The sequence below is a fragment of the Pseudomonas sp. NPDC099000 genome (genome assembly GCF_044759925.1).
GTDB lineage: Bacteria > Pseudomonadota > Gammaproteobacteria > Pseudomonadales > Pseudomonadaceae > Aquipseudomonas.
Genome location: NZ_JBIWAF010000036.1, coordinates 21,040 through 40,044 on the forward strand (window position 1 = coordinate 21,040; position 19,005 = coordinate 40,044).

Genomic DNA, 19,005 nt, shown 5'->3' on the forward strand with positions numbered 1-19,005 from the left:
TGGCTATTTAAAATTACTGCGCCTGATAGATCTGGTCGAACACGCCCCCGTCGTTGAAGAATTTCGGTTGAGCGGTTTTCCAGCCGCCAAAGTCCTTGTCGATGGTCACCAGGTCCAGCGTCGGGAACTGCTTGCTGTACTTGGCGGCCACATCCTTGTCACGTGGACGATAGAAGTTTTTCGCCGCAATTTCCTGGCCCGCCGGGCTGTACAGGTGCTTGAGGTACGCTTCGGCGATCTCGGTGTTGCCCTTTTTCTCGGCGTTCTTGTCGACTACAGCCACCGGTGGTTCAGCCAGGATCGACAGCGAAGGCACGACGATTTCGAACTTGTCGGCACCGCCGTCTTCTTTCAGCGCCAGGAACGCTTCGTTTTCCCAGGCCAGCAACACGTCGCCCTGACCGTTGTTAACGAAGGTGATGGTCGAACCACGAGCACCGGTGTCCAGCACAGGCACATGCTTGAACAGGGTTTGCACGTATTCCTTGGCCTTGGCTTCATTACCGCCGTTGGCCTTCAGGCCATAAGCCCAGGCCGCGAGGAAGTTCCAGCGTGCACCGCCGGAGGTTTTCGGGTTCGGAGTGATGACCGACACGTCATTCTTGACCAGATCGCCCCAGTCCTTGATGCCTTTAGGGTTGCCCTTGCGCACCAGGAACACGATGGTCGAGGTGTAAGGCGTGCTCGCCTCCGGAAGACGCTTCTGCCAGTCGGCCGGCAGGGACTTGCCGAGTTTGGCGATTTCGTCGATGTCACCGGCCAGGGCCAGGGTCACCACATCGGCCCGCAGACCGTCGATCACAGCCCGGCCTTGCTTGCCCGAACCACCGTGGGACTGCTGGATTTTCACGTTATCGCCAGCGTGGTCCTTCTTCCAGAAGTTGACGAACTCAGCGTTGTAATCCTGGTACAGCTCGCGAGTCGGGTCATATGACACGTTGAGCAGTTCGTAATCCTTGGCAACCGCGGAACCAGCAAAAAGGGCACTGGCCAGGGCGGCCAAAGCGAAATGACGAATCGACGACATGGTGAAAGCTCCTGGAATTCTTGGTGTGTTGGCTTTTTTTTATGGTGTGCTGGAAGCGGGTTGCCGGTTTTTTTCAGCTCGGTTTGTTGCTCGGGTTCTGCAAACGGAATTTTTCTTTGCGTTCGATCTGGACCACCTGGGCGTTGTGCACAGTGATTTCCACGGCGCCAAAACGCAGGTCGCGCAGTGCGCTCTGGATCTCACGCAAGATGGTGGCTTCGTCTTGACCGTCAACGCTACGTAGGGATGCGCTCATGGTGCTGCTCCTTCAACTGAGAGGTTGCCTGGCAGTGGCGGCACTGCTTGCGGCGTGAGAGCAATAGTAGAGACGCGGGGATATTCTTAAAAAGACTATTTAAGAATGTTTATATAACCAGAAACGATTATCTGGTGGGACAAGGGTTTGCGATCGCTTGGCCGCTTGAAGATCGAAAGATCGCAGCCTCGTTTCACTCGACAGCTCCTACAGGCATACGCATTTCCGTGTAGGAGCTGTCGAGTGAAACGAGGCTGCGAACTTTTCAGGCTTAGCGAATTTCCGGCGCGTGCGCCCACTCCAGCTGCTCGGCCGGAACCGGTCGCCCAAACCAGTAGCCTTGCCCCAGATCGCAGTCGTGCTCGAGCAGGAAACGCGCCTGTTCGACCTGCTCGATCCCTTCGGCGTGCACCTGCATCCCCATGCTTTGCGCCAGTGCGATAATCACCCGCACGATCGCCGCGTCATCCTCATCCCACGGCAATCCTGCGACAAAGCCCTGATCGATCTTGAGCTTCTGCACCGGCAGACGCTTGAGCCGCAGCAGCGACGAATAGCCGGTGCCGAAATCATCGATGGCCAGCCGCACACCCAACTCGCGCAGTCGATGCATCTGCTCCAATGCCACTTCCGGGTCTTCCATTACCGCGCTCTCGGTGACTTCCAGTTCTAGAAACGCCGGATCGAGCCCGGTTTCGTGAAGCACTTTTGCCACTTGCTGAAAGAGCTCGCGGCGAGCGAACAATCGAGACGAGACGTTCACCGCGATAAACGACAACGCCACACCGGCCTGCTGCCACGAGCACATTTGCTGACAAGCCTGGCGCATCACCCAGGCATCGATCTCCGCGATCAATCCGGTGCGTTCGGCGATGGGAATGAATTCTGCCGGCGACACCAGCCCACGTTGCGGATGCTCCCAGCGCACCAGCGCCTCGGCGCCCACCAGGCGACGGGTCCTGAGGTCGTGAACCGGCTGGTAATAAACGCGCAGCTCCTGCTGTTCCAGCGCTCGGCGCAGCTCAACGGCTGTCTCGACCCGATTCTGGGCATGAGCTGTCAGCTCTTCGGTATACAGGGCGTAGCCATCGCGACCGGCGCTTTTGGCCTTGAACAGCGCCGAGTCAGCGTTACGCAATAGCTGTTCGGCACTCAAGGCATCGCCGGGGAACAGGCTGATACCGATGCTGGTATTGATAAACAGTTGATGCCCGCCGATCAGGAACGGCTCTTTGAGAGCATCAATGATCCGCTGCGCCAGCGCCGCCGCCTGCATCAACTGCGGACAGCTTTCGGCGAGCACCGCGAACTCATCGCCACCCAGTCGCGCCAACGTAAGCTCCGGGCCGAGCATGGCCTGCATACGCTCGGCCACGGCTTTGAGCAGTTCGTCACCGATCGTGTGCCCGAGGCTGTCGTTGATCATCTTGAAATGATCCAGATCGATCATCAGTAGCGCACAGCCACGCTTGTGCAGTTGCGCCGAAGTCAGTGCCTGCTCGGTCCGGTCGGTGAACAGCAAGCGGTTAGGCAGGTCCGTCAACGGGTCGTGATGAGCCAGATGCTTGAGTTCATGTTCGGAGTTCTTGATTGCGCTGATGTCGGAAAACACCGCGACGTAGTGGCTGAGCAGCCCCTGATCGTCGTGAATGACGCGGATCGTCTGCCATTGCGGATAGATCTCGCCGCTTTTGCGGCGGTTCCAGATTTCCCCGCTCCATTCGCCGATGCTGTTGAGTGTCGCGAACATCGTCTGGTAAAAATCCGCGGGGTGATGGCCCGACTTGAACAGGCTCGGTCGATGACCCAGCACCTCTTCCTGCGAGTAACCGGTGATTTCCATGAACGCCCGGTTAACGTGGACGATCAACCCGTTGCTATCGGTGACCAGCACACCTTCACGCGTGCAATCGAACACCGCAGCCGCCTGGCGCAAACGATCGCGGTCGTCATGACGCTCACGCAATGTGTTGCCGATCCCCAGGCAACGGAGCAATCGCGCTCGGGCGATGAAAATCAACCCGGCGCTCAGCAGAATCCAGGCATAACCGTTGATCAGTTGCCACCGCACCAGCTCGTCGGAGCTATCGAACAAACTGTTCAATAAATAGCCGCTGGGCTGCAGCCAGACGATGGAAAGCAACAGATAAAGCAGCGCTGCACGCAACGCGTGGCGATAAGTGGCAGACATTAGCCGTCCTTGTCCCTGCGAAAAGTATGGGATTATAGGTTAAAGAAACATCCAGCCACTCTTATCTGAAAGGGTGACTGGTTTTATCTGTGGGCTTAGTGATAATGCAACGGCTGTTTTTTTCTTTATCGAGGGCCCTATAGCCTATGTGGTACGAAGGTTTTCTCGGCTTGTCGCCCTGGTCACTGGTGGCAGTCACCCTGCTGATGACCCACGTGACGATCGTCGGCGTCACGGTCTATCTGCACCGTTATTCAGCCCATCGCTCGCTTGAGCTCAATGCTGGCCTGAAACATTTCTTCCGCTTCTGGCTGTGGCTGACCACGGCGCAGAACACCCGCGAGTGGACCGCTATCCACCGCAAGCATCACGCCAAATGCGAAACCGTCGATGACCCGCACAGCCCGGTCATCAAGGGCCTGTCCACCGTTCTGCGCAAAGGTGCCGAGTTGTACCGCGCCGAAGCGGAAAACCCGGAGACCCTGCGCATCTACGGCAAGAACTGCCCTGAAGACTGGATCGAGCGCAACCTCTACAGCCGCTTCCCGCTGTTGGGCGTGGGGATCATGGCGGTCATCGACCTGCTGCTGTTCGGCACCATCGGCATCACCATCTGGGCCATCCAGATGATGTGGATCCCGGTGTGGGCCGCCGGTGTGGTCAATGGCCTGGGCCATGCCATCGGTTACCGCAACTTCGAATGCCGCGACGCGGCGACCAACCTGGTGCCTTGGGGCATCCTGATCGGCGGCGAAGAACTGCATAACAACCATCACACCTACCCTAACTCGGCAAAATTGTCGGTGAAGAAGTGGGAGTTCGACCTCGGTTGGGCCTGGATCCAGGTCTTCAGTTTCTTCCGCATGGCCAAGGTCCAGCGGGTTGCGCCGATCGCCCACCGCGTCGAAGGCAAAGGCAACCTGGACATGGACACCGCCATGGCGATCCTCAACAACCGCTTCCAGATCATGGCCCAATACCGCAAATTGGTGATCGCGCCGCTGGTCAAGCAAGAGCTGGAAAAGGTCGATCACTCGGTCCGTCACCAGTTCCACCGGGCCAAGCGTCTGCTTTCGCGGGAAACCAGCCTGCTGGACGATAAACACCACCTGCGCATCCAGACCATGCTCGAGCACAGCCAGGCGCTGAAGGTAATTTACGAGAAACGCCTGGCCTTGCAGCAGATCTGGGTCAAGACCAGCTCAAATGGTCATGACATGCTGGCCGCCATCAAGGAATGGGTTCACGAAGCTGAAGCCAGCGGGATTCAATCCCTGCGCGACTTCGCCGACCAGCTGAAAACCTACTCCCTGCGCCCTGCCGCTGTCTGACCCTGCGAAGGGTTTGCCTGTAGCAAGGGAGCTTGCCTGTGGCGAGGGGGCTTGCCCCCGTTCGGCGACGAAGTCGCCGCAAAATCTGACGACGCGTTTTAACTGAAAAAACGCGTCGTCACGACCGCCCGGCGGGAGCAAGCCCCCTCGCCACCCAGAGCGGGAACCAATCTCCAAATCCCCTATCTCAAAGACACTTCGCCACACCCCGGCGGGCTTCGTTGTTGCCGCTTTCGAACCTCAAGCGGCGCACGCCCTTTGAGAGTTGTCCCAATGGTCCCCAAAAACCTGCAAGACGCATCCTTCGCTCAATCGCCCGACACTGCTCAAACCCTGATGGCGCTGATGCACGCCCAAAGCGAAGTAGCGCGCCTGAGCGAACGCGAACAACTGTTCAGCTCCCTGCTGGTGAGCGTCAACGCAGTGCTTTGGGCCTTCAACTGGGAAACCCGTCAGGTGCTCTACGTCAGCCCGGCCTATGAGCGGATTTTCGGTCGCTCCGCCGGCAGTTTGCTGTCCGATTACAACGAATGGCGCGACAGCATTTACCCCGATGACCTGGACTACGCCGAGCGCAGCCTCGCTGAAGTGCTGGTCAAAGGCGCCGTTGAAGACCGCGAATACCGCATCATCGCCGCCGACGGCCAGGTGCGCTGGCTCAGCGACAAATGCTTCATCAACCGCCAGGCCGAGCCGGGCCAACCGGTGATCATCGTCGGCATTGCCGAAGACATCACCGAAAAGAAACGGATGGAGGCCGAGTTGCAGCGCCTGGCGACCACCGACGTGCTGACGCAAAGCAGCAATCGCCGACATTTCTTCGAATGCGCCCAGCGCGAGTTTGCGCAGGCGCGCAAGCAAGGCGCACCAATGGCGTTCCTGTTGCTGGACATCGATGACTTCAAAGTGGTCAACGACACCTACGGTCATCAAGCTGGCGACAACGTACTGCAACGAATCGCCGAGAGCGGTCATGCCGCATTACGCCGGGGAGATGTATTCGGGCGGATCGGGGGTGAGGAGTTCGCAGCGGTGTTCCCCGGTTGCGCACCCGATATGGCCATGCAAGTCGCCGAGCGCCTGCAACGGCAGATTCAGCAATTGAGCTTCAGCCATGACGACCAGACGTTCGGTATCACCGTCAGCCAGGGCTTGACCAGCCTGACGGCGCAGGACGATTCCCTCGACAGCGTGTTCGCCCGCGCGGATGCAGCGATGTATGAAGCCAAGCGCCAGGGCAAAAACCGCATCATTTCCGTGTAATAAATCCAACACAAAGCCCGCTCCCACAGGTTTCGTGTGACGCTTATTTTTTGCGCAGGCGCATCAATTCCGGCAAGCCGATCTTGAGCAACCGCGCAGTCCGGCTCTTCGCCAACGCCTCAACGCCCTCATGCTCGGTCAGGCGCGCCAATTGCGCGGCCATGTTCATCACCAGCGCTTCTCGGGAGTAAACCCCGCCACCGAGCTGGTAGGTCGCTGCAATCAGCTCTCGCAACTCCAGCGGCAGCCGCCAGCGAGTTCGCAGTGCCGAACCGTAGGCTGCACCGAACTCGGCCAAGGCATTGCCCACCTCCTCCCATTCATCCAGCTCGCCACCGGCCTGCTTCCATTCCTGCAAACACATCAGCAACGCAAGGTCACCGAGGCAATGCAGCATGCCCGCGCAATAACAGCGCTCCTGATCCAGATCCAGCAACCGCGCCAGCGTGCGGGCGTATTCGGCGGTATGCAGCGACAAGTCCCAGAAACGCTCGGCATAGTCCGCCAGGAACGGATCGCTGAGCCGGGCACTGCGCTTGAGCGCCAACCCCAGGATCAGGTTCATGCTTTGCGCGGAACCCAAGCGGTGCAGCGCCTGAGACAAGGTCTGGACCGCATCGCCAACGTGCAGCGCCGCGCTGTTAGACGCCGCGATCAGCACAGCGGTGATGTGCGGGTCAGTGCGGATTTCCTCTTCCAGCCGCACGAGGTCAAGACCTCGGGTATTCAGGCTGGCTTTGACCGCCACCTGCACATCGGCCATCAGCGGTGCCCCCTCCGCCAGTTCGCGACGGCGCTGCAGATACACCGACAAGGTCATGCCAGCCGCCAACGTCGGCATTTCACAGTAAACCTCTTCACCGGCGTTCAGCAGCAGATCCTGCAGACGCTGGGTCAGGCTTTCCATGTTCAGGGGCTTGGTCAGGTACGCCGTGGGGGCCAGGGGCAAGGCTTCGCGCACACTGGCGCTGTCGTTGCGGCTGCTCATCAAAATGAAGGGCAGCGGCGGATTGCGTTTGCGCTGGCGGACGTTGCGCAAGACATTCAAACCATCGACGCCGGGCAGCTCCCAGTCGACGATCACCAAGTCGTAAGGATTTTCCGCCAACAGGTGCAGCGCTTCCTGACCATCGGCACACAGATCAAGCCGTGCGTCGCAGCGCACGCTCAACAACACTTGTTTGAGCAGGTCCCGAGACCACGGATCAGCCTCGGCAATCAACACACGCGGTACAGCAGGTAAAACCACAGCGGTCATCTGCATACTCCCTTTGCGATGCTTGTACCTTAGTCAATGCTGGCCGTTCGGAACGGTGCGGTTTGTCTCGGGGACAAAAAAACCCGCCGAAGCGGGTTTTTGGTCGATCAGCTCACACACTCATGGTGAGCATTTTAGATCAGAGTTCCGAGAAGCACTCTTCGATGATTGCCAGACCTTTGTCCAACTGCTCGTCCGGCGAGGTCAGCGGTACCAGGACGCGCAGAACGTTGCCGTAAGTGCCGCAGGACAGCAGGATCAGACCCTTGTCACGAGCCTTGGCCACCACCGACGCCACCGCGGCAGCGTTCGGCTTGTGGCTATCACCGTCGACGAACAGCTCGACCGCGATCATCGCGCCCAGGGCACGGACTTCGCCGATCACCGGGTATTTGGCCTGAATGGCTTTGAGGCCAGTCACCAGACGCTCGCCGACTGCCTTGCAACGGTCCAGCAGGTGCTCTTCTTCGAACACTTCCATCACGGCCAGAGCCGCGGCGCAAGCGATCGGGCTACCGGCGTAAGTACCGCCCAGGCCGCCTGGAGCAATGGCGTCCATGTATTCGGCCTTGCCGCACACACCGGCCAACGGGAAGCCGCCAGCGATGGATTTGGCGAAGGTGGTCAGGTCGGCAGCAACGCCCATCTGTTCCATGGCGAAGAACGTGCCGGTACGGCCAGCGCCGGTTTGCACTTCGTCAGCGATCAACAGGATGCCGTGCTGGTCACACAAAGCGCGCAGACGCTTCATGAACTCTTTAGGCGCAACGTAGAAACCACCTTCGCCCTGAACCGGCTCGATGATGATGGCAGCGATGTCACGCGGCTCGGCGTCGTTCTTGAAGATGCGTTCGATGCTGGCGATCGAGTCGTCGACGCTCACACCGTGCAATTCGTTCGGGTACAGCGCGCGGAAGATGCCGCCTGGCATCAGGCCCATGCCGGCCGAGTAAGGCACGACTTTACCGGTCAGGCCCAGGGTCATCATGGTGCGACCGTGGTAAGCGCCGGTGAAAGCGATCACGCCAGCGCGGCCAGTGGCGGCACGGGCGATCTTGATGGAGTTTTCCACGGCTTCGGAGCCGGTGGTCACTAGCAGGGTTTTCTTGTCGAAATCACCCGGCACCTTGGCGTTGATTTTTTCGCACACTTCTACGTACGGCTCGTAAGCCAGTACCTGGAAGCAAGTGTGGGTCAGCTTGTTCAGCTGTTCGGTGACGGCAGCGATGATTTTCGGGTGCACGTGACCGGTGTTCAGCACGGCGATACCGCCGGCGAAGTCGATGAACTCGCGACCTTCAACGTCGGTCACGGTGGCGTTCTTCGCGGACTCGGCGAAGATCGGGTGAATCTGGCCAACACCGCGGGGTACAGCGGCTTCGCGGCGTTTCATCAGGGATGCGTTAGTCTTGCTCATAAAGTCCTCATTCACCGCTCATCGGGCGGCGTGGCTCAAGGAAAATGCGGCGGGGAGGCAACTACGGCAGCATGCGATGATCGACTGCCACAGCTTTCCCGGCCACAGAGAAAATTCCGTTTGAAGCGCAGAAAGGGACAGCGCTCTCGTGCCCTTTCCACTTGAAGCAATGCCTAGCCGGGCTTGTTAAATGCCCAGGCAGAGGTATTTGATTTCCAGGTAATCTTCGATGCCGTACTTGGAGCCTTCACGGCCCAGGCCCGACGCCTTGATGCCGCCGAACGGCGCGACTTCGTTGGAGATCAACCCGGTGTTGACGCCGACCATGCCGTATTCCAGGGCTTCCGCCACACGGAACACACGACCCAGGTCGCGAGCATAGAAGTACGAAGCCAGACCGAACTCGGTGTCGTTGGACATCGCAATCACTTCGGCTTCGTCTTTGAAGCGGAACAGCGGCGCCAATGGACCGAAGGTTTCTTCCTTGGCCACGGCAGCGTTCTTCGGCACGTTGGTCAGGATGGTCGGCTCGAAGAAGTTGCCTTCCATGACCTTGCCACCCGCCAGCACGGTTGCGCCTTTGCTGATCGCGTCAGCAATGTGCTCTTGAACCTTGGCCACGGCTTTTTCGTCGATCAGCGGGCCAGTGGTGGTGCCTTCTTCCAGACCGTTACCGATCTTGAGTTTGGCCACGGCCACTTTCAGCTTCTCGGCGAACGCGTCGTAGACCGAATCCTGAATGTACAGACGGTTGGCGCAGACGCAGGTCTGGCCGTTGTTGCGGTACTTGGAAATGATCGCGCCTTCGACGGCCTTATCCAGGTCCGCGTCGTCGAACACGATGAACGGCGCGTTGCCGCCCAGTTCCAGGGACACTTTCTTGATGTCCTTGGCGCATTCAGCCATCAACTGACGACCGATTTCGGTCGAGCCAGTGAAGGACAATTTACGCACGATCGGGTTGCTGGTCAGCTCGCTGCCGATGTCGCCGGCGCTGCCGGTCACAACGCTGAACACACCGGCAGGAATGCCGGCACGCTGGGCCAGTTCAGCCAACGCGAATGCGGAGAATGGAGTTTGCGAAGCAGGCTTGAGCACCATGGTGCAGCCGGCAGCCAGGGCCGGGCCGGCTTTACGGGTGATCATCGCGGCCGGGAAGTTCCACGGGGTGATAGCAGCAGTCACGCCGATCGGCTGCTTGATCACGATCAGGCGCTTGTCTGGCTGGTGGCCCGGAATCACGTCACCGTAGATGCGCTTGGCTTCTTCGGCGAACCACTCGATAAAGGAAGCGGCGTAAACGATTTCGCCCTTGGCTTCGGCCAATGGCTTGCCCTGCTCCAGGGTCATCAGGCGAGCGAGGTCGTCCTGGTTCTCGATGATCAGTTCGAACCAGCGACGCAGTTTGTTCGCACGGTCCTTGGCGGTCAGTGCACGCCAGGCCGGCAGCGCTTTGTCAGCGGCTTCGATTGCACGGCGGGTTTCGGCAGCGCCCATTTTCGGCACGGTGCCCAGAATTTCGCCCGTTGCCGGGTTGTTGACCTTGATCGTCTGACCATTGTCCGCATCGACCCAAGCGCCATCGATAAAGGCTTGCTGGCGGAACAACTGGGTGTCTTTAAGCTGCATGTCGGCTTTCCTTAACAGCACCGCGACCAGCGCGGAGCGAATTATGATTGTAGAAAGGCGCCTTATAGGCTGCCGTCAGGGAAATCATTCACCGGGCTGAAGCACATAAATAGCGCACTGTTCGAAACTCGTGCGGTTCAGCACCCAGACAAGAGCGTTTGAAATCTCGAACGAATCCTAGGATCAATGCCGGGAAAGGACAATAGGGCGTTCGAAAAAAAGAACGAAAACGGCGCATTTGCCTATTTTTTCTGATCAACGTAGCAAACGGTTGTTACGGTTGCTAAAACCGCAGTCGATTCAGCAGCATGGACGCCCGCAGTGCATATGAGTATCATGGCGCCCGCTTGCACCAGTAGCTCAGCTGGATAGAGTACTGCCCTCCGAAGGCAGGGGTCGTGGGTTCGAATCCCGCCTGGTGCACCATATAGTAGAAACGAGAAAGCCTCAGATCTAGGGTCTGGGGCTTTTTTGTGGGTGCTGGTTCGCTCTGACCAAGGCGTGCTGAGTACAGATGCAGTAGTTCGGTTTAACCGAACTACTGCATCGGTCAAAAACCGCCTAAGCGGTTTTTTCATTCAGTCGTCCAATCAAACTCGTCGTACTCATCATCCTCTTCGTCCTCAACCTCTTCATCATCAAGGACGTCTTCCTCCAGCGCCTCTTCTGCCTGCTTCGCCAGAAGAAACTCCTTACGACTCTCCGTCACTGCTCGCCGCAATTCCTCGCCCTTTTCCGGGCAGTTGAGCATTTGGGCGATGCGGTCGATTTTTTTTGCCACGGCATCCTCCAACGCATCGGCTATAGGCCGATAGTGCGCGCTTTCGGGTGTCGTTGCCAAATGGCCGACCGCTTTGCGCCTCAGTTTTTCTGTAGATTCTTGAGTCGGACAGCAAGATTCTCCATGGGAAAGCGTTTGTGCAGCGTCGCCATCAGGTCGTCTGCCGCTTTGGTCTGACCGGCATTTTGCAAGCGGATCACTTCTCGTAACTGGTCGTCGATAAACTTCGCCGGAGCCTCCGCTGGGCGTTTGCTCATTTTTGATTCTTCCGCCATGTCAGCGCTGATCGATTCGCTCTGTGCCGGAGCAGCCAAATCGGCCATTGGTGCCGCAGGTGCTGGTGCGGACATTGCGCCGGCTGGGGCCGACAGGGAACGAGCAACCGATGCAGGCGCTTCGGCGGCTTCTTTCTTGGCCGCAAAAGACGAAGTCTTGGGCGCCGGGGTGGAATCGTAGGTGGGCACTTGCTCGGGCGCACGTTGCACCAGCGCCAGCATCAGGGCGACGCCAACAAGACTGGCGAATGCGACCTGCCAACGAGGTTTCTGGCAAGCCTGGACCCAGCGCTGCCACAGGTTCGGTTTCGGCGCGGGCGCTTCACGGTGTGCGGTGGCCAGAATGAATGCATCCAGATGAGCCGGCGGCTCGCCAGTCGCATGTTCACGGAAATGCTTCACCACATCGTCTTCCGGTGTTTTGCGGGCGTCAGTCATGTCAGTACCTCCTCGGCCAGCAGCCGACGCAATTTTTGCTGGGCGTAGCGCAAGCGACTCTTGACGGTTTCCAGGGGTGTTTCTGTGAGGGCGGCGATCTGCGGCAGGTCGAGATCGCCGTGGGCGCGGAGCAGGAAGACTTCGCGCTGATCGGCGGGCAGGTTTTGCAGGGCGATTTCGAGGCGTTGGCTGTCGCGGCTCAGGCTCAGCAGCTGCTCTGGATCGGTCGCCTCATCCATCACGGCGTGGATCTGCTCGTTATAGCTGTCGTGCAAAGGGTTGTGAATGCCATGTTTGCGCCAGTGATCGATCAATCGGTTGCGGGCAATCTGAAAGAGCCACGTACGAAAATTCGCCCGGCCTTGTGGCTGACTGGTGCTGCGGATCAGGCTCAGCCAGGTGTCCTGGTAAACCTCTTCGGCCAGTTCGGGCTTGCCGCTCAAACCGAAGAGGAATCGATAGAGGCCCTGGCGATGACGGGCGTACAACATCTCGAACGCTGGCCCGTCGCCTGCGCGATACCGGGCCAGCAGCGATTCGTCGCTCGGTTCAGGCGCTGACATGTCAGTTGTAATCTCCTTTATGCGGCTCACTTTTGGAGGCGGTGGTGGTCCGCAGGCTCTGCGCCAACTCTACCAACTGCACGAACTCTGCCCGCAGACCGAATCGGTCGTCGCCACGTGCACCGCGCGCCAAGGCCTCGGTGTCCTTCAGGCTGAAATCACCGGTGTAACGCCCGTCCTTGAGCTGCTGGGAAAACGCTGCCACGGCCGCCGCAAATCGCAGGTCATCACTGGCTTTGCCGACCGAATCACCTGCAATTGGCCGCTCGATCAAGCGACTGTTCCCACCTTTCGGCAACTGATATCGCACACGCAGCATCGCCAATTCCCCGGTTGTACCGGAAGCCACCGACTCAGACTTGCCGTATCGCAGCGGCTCCAGCCAGCCCTTCTCGCCCTTGGGCACGATTTCGTACAGCGCCGTCACCGTGTGTCCTGCACCGATTTCTCCGGCATCGACTTTGTCGTTGCTGAAATCCTCACGCTTCAACGCCCGGTTCTCATACCCCAGCAGCCGATATTCGCTGACCTGCGCCGGGTTGAACTCCACTTGCAGCTTCACGTTCTTGGCCACCACCGCAAGGGTTGAACCGAGCTGATCTACCAGCACTTTGCGGGCCTCGCGCAGGTTGTCGATGTAGGCGTAGTTGCCATCGCCGGCGTCGGCCAGTTGTTCCATCAGGTGTTCATTGTAGTTATCCACACCAAAACCCAGCGTGGTCAGGGAAACGCCGGTCTTGCGTTTATCCACAGCCATTTGCTTGAGGCTGTCGAAGTCGCTGATGCCGACGTTGAAGTCACCGTCCGTGGCTAACAGGATGCGGTTGATGCCTTTGGCGATGAAGGCCTGCTGCGCCATCTGATAGGCCAGTTCGATGCCCGACGCTCCGGCGGTCGAGCCGCCCGCAGTAAGTTGATCGATGGCTGTACGAATCTTCGCTTTTTCTCGTCCGGAAGTCGGTTCCAGTACCACCCGTGAATCGCCGGCGTAGACCACCAACGAAACCCGGTCCTGTTCGCGCAGTTGATCGACCACCAATTTCAGGGTGCTTTTGACCAGCGGCAAACCTTCGCGACGGTCCATCGAGCCGGACACGTCCACCAGAAACACCAGGTTGGCCGGGGCCAGTTCCGCTACCGCACGGTCCGAAGCCTTGATGCCGATACGCAACAAACGGGTATGCGGATTCCACGGTGACGGCGCCAGTTCGGTGGTCACGCCGAAAGGCGAGCCATCGGTGGGCAACGCGTAGTCATAGGGAAAGTAATTGACCATTTCTTCCAGTCGCACCGCGCCTTCGGGCGGCAGGCGTCCCTGATTCAGCAAGCGGCGGACATTGGCATAGGCGCCGGTATCGACGTCGGCGCTGAAAGTCGAGACCGGTGTCTCGGCCACGCTGTGAATCGGGTTATCCGCCAGTGCCTGATATTGCTCGCGCTGCTCATCCCGATAACCCTGCGGGTATGCCTCGCCCGCCGGCATCGGCGCATAGCCTGTGATGGGGGCCGGACGAACGCTGCGTTTGGCCATCGAGGCATCCGCCGCAACGGACTCGTTGCGCACCAGCGCCTCAGTCTTCATTGCACCTTGAGCCGGTGGCGGCACCGACGCGGACTCAGGTTTAGAGGAAACGCCGCAACCGGCAACGGCCAGGAGCAGCCCGACGGCGAAACCCTGGGCGGCCGGGCGGAGGAAATGCAGAGGGAGGGACATGGGGGCTGACCTCAGGAGGAAATTGATCCATTCATCCTCTGAGACGGACAGCCGAATCGGTTCGGGTTAAGCCGCAGTGAAAAAAACCTCAGCGGTGATAACGCCGCACTACGCTGCTGTTCCTCAGCACATGGCCTTTGATTTTTTCCATCAGCTGCGCGCGGGTCAGGCCGGCAGGCAAAGCGTCCGGAGCCAAATCGAGGGCATAGAGCTGGATGATGTAGTGGTGGGAGCTGTCGCCGACAGGCGGGCAAGGACCGATGTAGCCGGTGGTGCCTTTGCTGTTGCTGCCGCTCACGCCTTCGAGCGCGGATTTGGCGCCCACACCGGCCGGGATCTGGCGGGTCGTGGCCTTGATGCCGTAGTGAATCCAGTGATCGACGCCCAAGCCTTTCTGGCCGTCCGGGTCGTGCATGACGATGGCGTAGCTCAAGGTTCCCTGTGGGCCGGCGTTCCAGTTCAGGGCCGGGGACTGGTTCTTGCCGCCGCAGCCGCTGGCGTCGCTGGCCGCTGCCGAGGTGAACAGGCGGTTATCCGAAACACCGGGAATGCTGACGGTGAAACGCTCCTGGGCCTGCGCCGCAAATTGCACGCAAAAGGCGACTGCAACGGCCGCCAGCCAAGGGTTCAGAGAGGTCAATCGGGTCATTCCGGAGCACCTTGTGCGGATGGGGCCTTCGTCGGCCTGCGAACTATAGCGGTACCGTTCGTGCGGTGGCAGTGGGAATTGGCTGAACCTCGGGTTACGCGCCAAACTCTTAAGTGAACGCCCGCCTGGAGAGTGATCATGGCCCTGCACCGCGTCGCCCGTTTCGCCGATGTGCCCGAAAACCGAGGCCTGGAAGTACGGATCGCGGACACCAAAATCCTTTTGCTACGGGTCGGCGATCAATTGCGCGCCTATCAAGGTGAATGCCCCCACGCCGGGGCGCCGCTGGCCGAGGGTGCGCTGTGTCATGGGCGCCTGATCTGCCCGTGGCACAAGGCCGCGTATCGGATCGAGGATGGCGGGCTGTGTGAACCGCCTTCCCTGGACAGCCTCAAGCGCTATCCCCTGGAAATGCGCGACGACGAGGTTTGGGTCGACGATCAGCCACTGTCGGATCCCCACACTCCTCCGGCCGATGATGAGCGCACGTTTGTGATCATCGGGGCCGGTGCAGCCGGCACGGCGGGGGCGGCGGCATTGCGCGAGAAAGGCTTCGGCGGCCGCATTCTGTTGATCGACCGCGAAGCCGATGCCGGTTACGACCGCACGGTGCTGAGCAAATTCGTGATTGCCGGGGAAATGCCGCCAGCAGAAGTCCCGCCGCTACGTGATGAAAGCTTCTACCGCGAGCAGCGCATCGAGCGAATAAACGGTGAAGTGGCAAGCCTGGATACGGCCAACAAAACACTGCGACTGGCCGACGGTCAGTCACTGACCTATGACGCTGCGCTGCTCGCGACCGGCGGCACACCCAACCCCCTCAAGCTCCCCGGCGCCGACTTGCCGCAAGTCTTCCTGTTGCGCTCCAAGGATCAGGCGACGCGGATTCTGAGCGCTGCAAAACCAGGTCAACGGGCGGTGATCATCGGCGACAGCTTTATTGCCCTGGAGTCTGCGTCGGCCCTGCGCCAATACGGTCTGGAGGTTACCGTTCTGGCACGCCACGCGGTGCCGTTTGCCAAGCAGTTCGGCGAGGCGGCCGGCAACGCGATTCGTGCCCTGCACCAGTCCAATGGTGTGGTGTTTCATACCGACAGCGAAGCCGCGCAGATCGAAGGCACGGACAAGGTCGACGCGGTGAAACTGGAAAACGGTCAACGTTTGCCAGCCGACCTGGTGTTGGTCGGCATCGGTGTCAGCCCGGCAACAGAACCGTTTGCCGACCTGCCCAAGGAAAAAGATCGTTCATTGCAGGCCGACGGCGGCATGCGCGTGGCCGATGGGCTTTGGGCGGCGGGTGATATCGCGACCTTCCCGCTCAACGGCCAGCCCCAGCGCATCGAACACTGGCGCCTGGCCCAGCAACAGGCGCGAATCGCAGCGGCGAACATGCTTGGCGGCGACGAACACTACCTCGACGTACCGTATTTCTGGACCTGGCACTTCGGCAAAAATTACGACTACCTCGGCCACGCCGAAAGCTGGGACGAAGTCGAGTTCAAGGGCAACCCTGACCATCCGCCCTTTATCGGCCTGTTCAGCAAGAACGGCGTGGTCGCGGCGGCTGTTGCCTGCGACAAAGAGCGGGCGATGGCGATGCTCGCTGAACGTATGAAGCAACCGCTGCCGGTGGATGAGGCGTGGCGGTTGATTCGGGATGTGGATTAGCCTTTAAACACCCGACAGCAAAACGCCCGGCCTCTGCGTAGGGCAGAGACCGGGCGTTACGTTGAAGCGAGCGGTTTTACTGAATCGGTGCAACGCCGCCGAGCTTGCTCATCACGAAGCCGACAAATTGTTCAACGGTCATTTTCTGGCCATTGAATTCAACCTGATTGTTGGCGTAATGCAACTGGGTGACGACGTCGTTGCCTTCCAGCTTGGCCAATTGCGTACCGACCGCCATGCTGCTGAACATGTCTGCAGTCGCCGTCGCCTGATCGGCTATGAGCTTGGTGTCGGTCTGACCGTCGATTTGCGACTGCACAGTGAGCAGGTCAACGAGCATTGGCTTGGACACTTGCAGATTGAAATCCAGCAGCGCAATCAGCTGTTGGGTCAGTTGGTCTGGCGGCAAGTCCATGGACTTCGGCTTGGTCAGATCGAGCACCAGGTTGGCGCGGCTTTCACCGTTGGTGGATTTGAACGACAGATTCTCCAGGGCCACCTGCGGGCCAGCGGCGAGCAGTTTTTCCAGGCCGGTTTTGACCTGTGCCTCTTCTTCCGGGGTCAAGACCAGTTCCGGGGCCGGTTCACCGGCAGCAGCGGCCTCAGCGGCAGCCTTTTCGTAAGGCTGCAGTTTGGTCTGGTAGATCTGCATCAGCGACATGGTCGCCGGGATGTCGAGGTTCTTCAGGCTCATGGCCATCTGCGCAGAGCCGACATTCTTGCCATTGAGCGACACTTCGCCAACCTTGTAATCGGCACGCCCCGAAGCGCTGGTGCCCGACTCTTCGGTCTGGTTCTTCATTTCAAATTTCTTGAAACCCAGTACAGATTGCTTGGCGCCGAAGGTGGTTTTGCTGTCGGTCAACTCCAGGGTGTTGTCGCCGGTGTAGTAGCCGTAGGTACTTTTTGTCAGGTTGCTGGCCACGGTCAGGCCGTTCAGCTCGACCTTCACCGGCGTCTGATCTTCAGCCACTGTGCTCAGTGTCAGGCTGTCCATGTACCCGTCGGCCTTGACCTTCTGCGCTTGTGCGCTGGCCGCGACATCGAGGTTGAGCCCGGAAAACTTCAGGCTGGATTTGTCGTCAAGCGCCACGTCCAGCGGCAGCAATTGCAGGGTGCCGTTGGTGGAATTGTCGTAACCGATATTGACCACGCCCTTGAGCGGCGACTTGTCCTTGGCAGCGGCAAACCATTTCTCGGTGGTTGGAGTTCTTTCCAGTTCGTAATGACTGGTGGCCATGACCGGCAGCCATTTCAGCGATACCAGGCGCGAGAACGGCAGCGGGCCGTGTTCGATGTGGTCGACGAACAGCAACTCGACCGGCGCTTCACCAAACATTTCGCCTTCGCCCTTGAGGCGGTAGTGCGCGGTGCTGCTGAACACGTGGCGCTCCAGCGAGACCAGTTCCAGCGATGCCGTGCCATTGGAACCCACCAGCGCGGCTTTCAGCTCTTTGTTGGCGTCGGCGATCGAGGTGTTCAGCACACCTTCGATTTTGGTGCCGGTGTACCAGGCACCGCCGGCGCTGATTGCACCGATGGCAACGACGATTCCAAGAAGCACGCCTGCTGATTTATTCATGAATTACCCGATCAATGTCCGTTGTTGAAAATGTGGTCGTCTTCCCTGAACCCATGACGGGTTGCGGTCACGACTGCGCTGAAAGTGCGAGGGAGATTAGCATCAGGCGCACCGGGCGGCCCAATGTTTAAAGGTTAAAGAGTGTCTATGGACCGCGCATGAGGGTTGAGAGTTTCGGCAGGCATGAAATCGCCTTCGCGGGCAAGCCTCGCTCCTACAAGGATCATGCAATACCTGTAGGAGCGAGGCTTGCCCGCGAAGGCGTCGACCGAGGCAACATCAATTCAGGAATACTGAACTTCCATCTCATCCAGCTGATGATCAAAGCTTTTGAGCCGTGCAGTCCACGTGTACACCAGCACTTCAAAATCGCGATTGATCACCGCCCCACCGGTCACGTCCGCGCGCGGATCGCAGAAGTCCAGCTGATAGCGTTCGCGGGCCATTGCGGCGGCGACATCGGAGAGCTCACGGGCATTGTTGAGCCAGTGCCTGTCGTCGTCGGAGACTTGCTTGTCCAGTTCAAGGCATTGCTTCTTCAAGGTCTCGAGGCTTTTTTCCAGCGGCGTGCCGGTCAGTTCGCCCATGACTTCCTGGAACGTTCGCCCCGGTTGCCAGTAGCTGCCCCAGAAATACCGGTCGAACACCGTTTCGACCCGACGCAACGCCACCTTGGTGTCCCAGATCAGCACCAGCGTCTTGCCTTGTTCGAGTTGTCTTTTCTTGATGCGCTGGCCCTGGACTGAAGCCCAGGCCACCACGACGATTGCCATCACGGCAATCAGCGCCGCTGCGCTGTCGAGGAACACCAGCGCCTTGTCGATCTGGTGGGCCAGCATGATGCCGTAGAAATAGGTGGCCGACAGCAGAACCAATGCCGCGATAGCGCACCAGAAGCCGGGAGCATAAGGGTTTTTCATTATTAGATCCCCATGACCAACGCGAGCCTTGATTGATGAGCCC

16 protein-coding genes and 1 tRNA gene are annotated in these 19,005 nt (G+C 59.4%); 4 read left to right on the plus strand and 13 right to left on the minus strand.

The annotated features are described in order from the left end of the window. Positions 1–13 precede the first annotated feature (13 nt). The 3 genes from ACIQV9_RS26270 to dibA form a co-directional block, all read right to left on the minus strand. Positions 14–1,027: a sulfate ABC transporter substrate-binding protein gene (locus tag ACIQV9_RS26270; RefSeq protein WP_403107671.1), complete on the minus strand. Its 1,014-nt coding sequence runs from the start codon at positions 1,025–1,027 to the stop codon at positions 14–16. A 73-nt stretch (positions 1,028–1,100) separates the two neighbouring features. After that, positions 1,101–1,283 (minus strand): sulfur starvation response protein OscA, encoded by a 183-nt coding sequence (oscA, locus tag ACIQV9_RS26275; protein WP_007945260.1) that lies wholly within the window; start codon positions 1,281–1,283, stop codon positions 1,101–1,103. A gap of 271 nt (positions 1,284–1,554) precedes the next feature. After that, positions 1,555–3,474, minus strand: a complete 1,920-nt coding sequence (dibA, locus tag ACIQV9_RS26280) for a phosphodiesterase DibA (RefSeq protein ID WP_403107674.1) — start codon at positions 3,472–3,474, stop codon at positions 1,555–1,557. Between the two features lie 146 nt (positions 3,475–3,620). On the opposite strand from dibA, the gene desA reads away from it, so the two are divergent. Together desA and ACIQV9_RS26290 are read left to right on the plus strand one after the other, a co-directional pair. Further along, positions 3,621–4,805, plus strand: coding sequence for a delta-9 fatty acid desaturase DesA (gene desA, locus ACIQV9_RS26285; protein ID WP_403107676.1), 1,185 nt, complete (start codon positions 3,621–3,623; stop codon positions 4,803–4,805). Between the two features lie 273 nt (positions 4,806–5,078). Then, complete coding sequence (locus ACIQV9_RS26290) at positions 5,079–6,068, plus strand: GGDEF domain-containing protein (RefSeq protein ID WP_403107678.1); 990 nt, start codon at positions 5,079–5,081, stop codon at positions 6,066–6,068. Positions 6,069–6,111: 43 nt separating this feature from the next. On the opposite strand, the gene ACIQV9_RS26295 is transcribed toward ACIQV9_RS26290, so the two are convergent. The 3 genes from ACIQV9_RS26295 to gabD all read right to left on the minus strand — a co-directional run bounded on the left by ACIQV9_RS26295 (position 6,112) and on the right by gabD (position 10,372). Continuing rightward, entirely contained in the window at positions 6,112–7,326 is a 1,215-nt protein-coding gene (locus ACIQV9_RS26295) for an HDOD domain-containing protein (protein WP_403107680.1), read from the minus strand. A gap of 139 nt (positions 7,327–7,465) precedes the next feature. Next, positions 7,466–8,743, minus strand: a complete 1,278-nt coding sequence (gene gabT, locus ACIQV9_RS26300; RefSeq protein WP_403107682.1) for a 4-aminobutyrate--2-oxoglutarate transaminase — start codon at positions 8,741–8,743, stop codon at positions 7,466–7,468. A gap of 186 nt (positions 8,744–8,929) precedes the next feature. After that, a complete protein-coding gene (gene gabD, locus ACIQV9_RS26305; protein ID WP_403107684.1) occupies positions 8,930–10,372 on the minus strand; it encodes an NADP-dependent succinate-semialdehyde dehydrogenase in 1,443 nt (480 codons plus the stop codon). A 349-nt stretch (positions 10,373–10,721) separates the two neighbouring features. Between gabD and ACIQV9_RS26310 the strand changes: the two genes are divergently transcribed. Continuing rightward, a tRNA-Arg gene (locus ACIQV9_RS26310) sits at positions 10,722–10,798 on the plus strand. Between the two features lie 148 nt (positions 10,799–10,946). Here ACIQV9_RS26310 and ACIQV9_RS26315 read toward each other — a convergent pair. The 5 genes from ACIQV9_RS26315 to ACIQV9_RS26335 all read right to left on the minus strand — a co-directional run bounded on the left by ACIQV9_RS26315 (position 10,947) and on the right by ACIQV9_RS26335 (position 14,792). After that, positions 10,947–11,213, minus strand: a complete 267-nt coding sequence (locus ACIQV9_RS26315; RefSeq protein WP_403107686.1) for a hypothetical protein — start codon at positions 11,211–11,213, stop codon at positions 10,947–10,949. Between the two features lie 20 nt (positions 11,214–11,233). Then, positions 11,234–11,866, minus strand: coding sequence for a hypothetical protein (locus tag ACIQV9_RS26320; protein WP_403107688.1), 633 nt, complete (start codon positions 11,864–11,866; stop codon positions 11,234–11,236). Then, on the minus strand, positions 11,863–12,429 hold the full coding sequence (locus tag ACIQV9_RS26325; protein WP_403107690.1) for an RNA polymerase sigma factor: 567 nt from the start codon (positions 12,427–12,429) through the stop codon (positions 11,863–11,865). Before ACIQV9_RS26325 ends, ACIQV9_RS26320 begins: the two co-directional genes overlap by 4 nt. 1 nt (position 12,430) lies before the next feature. After that, on the minus strand, positions 12,431–14,143 hold the full coding sequence (locus ACIQV9_RS26330; protein WP_403107692.1) for a von Willebrand factor type A domain-containing protein: 1,713 nt from the start codon (positions 14,141–14,143) through the stop codon (positions 12,431–12,433). An 88-nt stretch (positions 14,144–14,231) separates the two neighbouring features. Continuing rightward, positions 14,232–14,792: a YbhB/YbcL family Raf kinase inhibitor-like protein gene (locus ACIQV9_RS26335; RefSeq protein ID WP_403107694.1), complete on the minus strand. Its 561-nt coding sequence runs from the start codon at positions 14,790–14,792 to the stop codon at positions 14,232–14,234. 138 nt (positions 14,793–14,930) lie between these two features. Here ACIQV9_RS26335 and ACIQV9_RS26340 point away from each other — a divergent pair, with 138 nt between their 5' ends. Then, a complete protein-coding gene (locus ACIQV9_RS26340) occupies positions 14,931–16,460 on the plus strand; it encodes an FAD-dependent oxidoreductase (protein WP_403107696.1) in 1,530 nt (509 codons plus the stop codon). Between the two features lie 76 nt (positions 16,461–16,536). Here ACIQV9_RS26340 and ACIQV9_RS26345 read toward each other — a convergent pair whose 3' ends face one another. Both ACIQV9_RS26345 and ACIQV9_RS26350 read right to left on the minus strand, forming a co-directional pair. Continuing rightward, positions 16,537–18,042: a YdgA family protein gene (locus ACIQV9_RS26345; protein WP_403107698.1), complete on the minus strand. Its 1,506-nt coding sequence runs from the start codon at positions 18,040–18,042 to the stop codon at positions 16,537–16,539. 284 nt (positions 18,043–18,326) lie between these two features. After that, positions 18,327–18,962, minus strand: coding sequence for an NADH:ubiquinone oxidoreductase subunit N (locus ACIQV9_RS26350; RefSeq protein WP_403107700.1), 636 nt, complete (start codon positions 18,960–18,962; stop codon positions 18,327–18,329). Between the last annotated feature and the right edge of the window lie 43 nt (positions 18,963–19,005).

Bases quoted from the DNA above. Each gene is read 5' to 3' on its own strand.
- ACIQV9_RS26270 (WP_403107671.1), bottom strand. From the start codon at position 1,027: ATGTCGTCGATTCGTCATTTCGCTTTGGCCGCCCTGGCCAGTGCCCTT.
- oscA (WP_007945260.1), bottom strand. From the start codon at position 1,283: ATGAGCGCATCCCTACGTAGCGTTGACGGTCAAGACGAAGCCACCATC.
- dibA (WP_403107674.1), bottom strand. From the start codon at position 3,474: ATGTCTGCCACTTATCGCCACGCGTTGCGTGCAGCGCTGCTTTATCTG.
- desA (WP_403107676.1), top strand. From the start codon at position 3,621: ATGTGGTACGAAGGTTTTCTCGGCTTGTCGCCCTGGTCACTGGTGGCA.
- ACIQV9_RS26290 (WP_403107678.1), top strand. From the start codon at position 5,079: ATGGTCCCCAAAAACCTGCAAGACGCATCCTTCGCTCAATCGCCCGAC.
- ACIQV9_RS26295 (WP_403107680.1), bottom strand. From the start codon at position 7,326: ATGACCGCTGTGGTTTTACCTGCTGTACCGCGTGTGTTGATTGCCGAG.
- gabT (WP_403107682.1), bottom strand. From the start codon at position 8,743: ATGAGCAAGACTAACGCATCCCTGATGAAACGCCGCGAAGCCGCTGTA.
- gabD (WP_403107684.1), bottom strand. From the start codon at position 10,372: ATGCAGCTTAAAGACACCCAGTTGTTCCGCCAGCAAGCCTTTATCGAT.
- ACIQV9_RS26320 (WP_403107688.1), bottom strand. From the start codon at position 11,866: ATGACTGACGCCCGCAAAACACCGGAAGACGATGTGGTGAAGCATTTC.
- ACIQV9_RS26325 (WP_403107690.1), bottom strand. From the start codon at position 12,429: ATGTCAGCGCCTGAACCGAGCGACGAATCGCTGCTGGCCCGGTATCGC.
- ACIQV9_RS26330 (WP_403107692.1), bottom strand. From the start codon at position 14,143: ATGTCCCTCCCTCTGCATTTCCTCCGCCCGGCCGCCCAGGGTTTCGCC.
- ACIQV9_RS26335 (WP_403107694.1), bottom strand. From the start codon at position 14,792: ATGACCCGATTGACCTCTCTGAACCCTTGGCTGGCGGCCGTTGCAGTC.
- ACIQV9_RS26340 (WP_403107696.1), top strand. From the start codon at position 14,931: ATGGCCCTGCACCGCGTCGCCCGTTTCGCCGATGTGCCCGAAAACCGA.
- ACIQV9_RS26345 (WP_403107698.1), bottom strand. From the start codon at position 18,042: ATGAATAAATCAGCAGGCGTGCTTCTTGGAATCGTCGTTGCCATCGGT.
- ACIQV9_RS26350 (WP_403107700.1), bottom strand. From the start codon at position 18,962: ATGAAAAACCCTTATGCTCCCGGCTTCTGGTGCGCTATCGCGGCATTG.